Below are 2,774 nucleotides of genomic sequence, written 5' to 3'. Positions count from 1 at the left end.
TCCAAAAAAATAGGCTATTTTTTCTATCTCTTGCTTGGGTTTTTCGTATTTATCCTGATTTCTAACCCCTGAGTTCTTAACCCTAAATTATACCCACCAGCAAAATACTTTTCAGCCAACCCTATTGATTGATTTTTACCTAATTTCTGATTCACTAAACTGGTAATTTACACCTTATGCTAAATACAAAAACAATCCTTTCAATTTTATTAGTATTTATTCCAATTTCAATTGCAGGTAATTTCCTAGAATGGGGTTCATCAGCTATCTTTATTACATCTGCTATAGCAATTATTCCTTTAGCAGGTTGGATGGGTACAGCGACAGAAGAAATTGCTGTTGTTCTTGGTCCTAACTTAGGTGGATTATTGAATGCTACATTCGGAAATGCTACAGAATTAATTATTGGTATTATTGCTCTAAATGCTGGGTTAGTAAGCGTAGTTAAGGCGAGTATTACAGGTTCTATTATTGGTAACTTATTGTTAGTAATGGGTTTATCAATGTTTTTAGGAGGGCTACGTTTCAAAGAACAAAAATTTCAGTCCGTAGTAGCTCGTTTAAATGCTTCAGCAATGAACTTAGCTGTAATTGCAATTTTAGTTCCAACAGCGGTAAATGCTACTTCTGATGGTATTAGTGAAAATACGATGCAAAATCTGTCGGGTGCAGTAGCAATAGTTTTAATTGCTGTTTATATACTCACCTTATTATTTTCCATGAAGACTCACTCTTATTTATATGAAGTTGGTGTGGCAGGTAATGAACCAGAAGAATCAGATTCTAATACTGAATCAGAAGAAAAATCTGAGCATAAACCTAATTTATTACTGTGGATTTCTGTACTATTAGTAGCAACTTTAGCCGTAGCATTTGAATCAGAATTATTGGTTGATTCTCTCGAAGAAGCTACAGAAACTTTGGGATTAACTACTTTATTTACTGGTGTAATTGTAGTTCCAATTATTGGTAATGCTGCCGAACACGCTACGGCAGTTACTGTTGCGATGAAAAATAAAATGGATTTGTCTGTTTCAGTGGCAGTAGGTTCTAGTTTACAGATTGCTTTATTTGTAGCACCAGTGTTAATTTTGGCGGGTTTGTTACTGGGTCAACCAATGGATTTGAATTTTAATCCTTTTGAATTAGTAGCAGTAGTAGTAGCAGTATTAATTGCTAATTCTGTAAGTTCTGATGGTCGTTCTGATTGGTTAGAAGGAGCTTTATTATTAGCAGCTTATGCCGTTTTGGGATTAGCTTTTTATTACCATCCTGTGATTGAAGGATTAACTTAACGAAGTCAGAAGTTAGAAGTCAACCCACCCCAAACCCCTCCCAGGAGGGGAAGTCAGAAGTTGTTTTTTGTAACTGGGATTTGAGCAAGACTCCAAAAACATTTCGCCTTAAAAGGTGGGATTGTGCAACCCAATTATTTTGATAAAAAAACTTTCTCTTCTTCCTTCTTTCTTCTTTGTTATTTATTATTTACTTCTTCCTTCTTTCTTCTTTACTTCTTTCTTCTTTCTTCTTCCTTCTTTCTTCTTCCTTCCTTTATAACTAACTTATTTCTATGCTAGCCAAAAGAATTTTACCTTGTCTTGATGTTAATGCAGGTCGAGTAGTTAAAGGTGTCAACTTTGTTGATCTTCAAGATGCTGGAGACCCTGTAGAGCTGGCCCAAGTATATAATGATGCTGGTGCTGATGAATTGGTATTTCTTGATATTACTGCTACTCACGAAGACCGAGGTACCATAATAGATGTTGTCTATAGGACTGCAGAGCAGGTTTTTATTCCTCTGACAGTTGGTGGTGGTATCCAATCCTTAGAAAATATTAAAGATTTATTAAGAGCAGGTGCAGATAAAGTCAGTATAAATTCAGCAGCGGTGCGTAATCCTGACTTGATTGATCGGGCAAGTGACCGCTTTGGGAATCAGTGTATTGTAGTAGCTATTGATGCTCGTCGTCGTCAAGACCCAGATAAATTAGGATGGGACGTTTATGTTCGGGGTGGACGAGAAAATACTGGCAAAGATGCAATATCTTGGGCATTGGAAGTGGAGAAAAGAGGTGCAGGAGAGCTTCTTGTTACAAGTATGGATGCGGATGGAACCCAAGCTGGTTATGATTTAGCGCTCACTAGATCTATAGCAGATAATGTTCAAATTCCAGTGGTTGCTTCTGGCGGTGCTGGTAACTGTCAGCACATTTTTGAGGCTTTAACTGAGGGTAGGGCAGAAGCAGCTTTACTTGCTTCGTTACTTCATTATGGTCAACTAAGCGTGTCGGAAATTAAGGATTATTTGGCTAACCATCAAGTTCCTGTGAGACATGGTTAAGGTTACTTTTATATTTTTTTAGTAAAAAAATTAGGGTGTTTTTTTAAGAAATGTTGTTAAAATAGAGGGACTGTTACAAAATGTAACTTATGTTATTCACTATTCTAATACTTGATGTGGCCTTAGTGGCTTGGTCTCTGCATCTCATGCAGGAATCATTCAATCATCGAGAATTTTCCCTAATGCTAGCTGGTATTTTAGTTGCTACATCTGCTGCTGCAATGATGGTAGTTTATTTTCTGATGGGTACTTGCATGACTCACCTAACTCAAATGTCTCAACACTCCTATGCATATTTTTAAGTATTTTTAAGCTTCTCTTGAAGATATAATGTCCCTGAGTACTCTATACTTTGAAATATAATCCCATAGGGATGTTGTTGAATTTTTTTGATTAATTTCTTGTCTGTTGACAAAACTATAAAAAATCAGCA

The 2,774-nt window shown here is 36.3% G+C and carries 3 protein-coding genes; all 3 read left to right on the top strand.

Translation table 11 applies throughout. The annotated features are described in order from the left end of the window. Positions 1 to 176: 176 nt before the first annotated feature. The 3 genes from cax (at position 177) to F6K13_RS26970 (ending at position 2,643) form a co-directional block, all read left to right on the top strand. Complete coding sequence (cax, locus tag F6K13_RS26980; protein WP_124154954.1) at positions 177 to 1,295, top strand: calcium/proton exchanger; 1,119 nt, start codon at positions 177 to 179, stop codon at positions 1,293 to 1,295. A gap of 275 nt (positions 1,296 to 1,570) precedes the next feature. Beyond that, the gene (gene hisF / locus F6K13_RS26975; RefSeq protein ID WP_124142947.1) at positions 1,571 to 2,341 is read left to right on the top strand and encodes an imidazole glycerol phosphate synthase subunit HisF; all 771 of its coding nucleotides are present in this window, start codon (positions 1,571 to 1,573) and stop codon (positions 2,339 to 2,341) included. A gap of 89 nt (positions 2,342 to 2,430) precedes the next feature. Beyond that, positions 2,431 to 2,643, top strand: coding sequence for a hypothetical protein (locus tag F6K13_RS26970; RefSeq protein WP_124142948.1), 213 nt, complete (start codon positions 2,431 to 2,433; stop codon positions 2,641 to 2,643). The last annotated feature ends 131 nt before the right edge of the window (positions 2,644 to 2,774 follow it).

Origin of the sequence: Okeania sp. SIO2B9, assembly GCF_010672505.1 — a bacterium.
Lineage (GTDB): Bacteria > Cyanobacteriota > Cyanobacteriia > Cyanobacteriales > Microcoleaceae > Okeania > Okeania hirsuta.
This window is presented reverse-complemented; position numbering and strand designations above follow the sequence as displayed.

Excerpts from the sequence above, each read along its gene's own strand:
- cax (WP_124154954.1), top strand. The coding sequence starts at position 177 with ATGCTAAATACAAAAACAATCCTTTCAATTTTATTAGTATTTATTCCA.
- hisF (WP_124142947.1), top strand. The coding sequence starts at position 1,571 with ATGCTAGCCAAAAGAATTTTACCTTGTCTTGATGTTAATGCAGGTCGA.
- F6K13_RS26970 (WP_124142948.1), top strand. The coding sequence starts at position 2,431 with ATGTTATTCACTATTCTAATACTTGATGTGGCCTTAGTGGCTTGGTCT.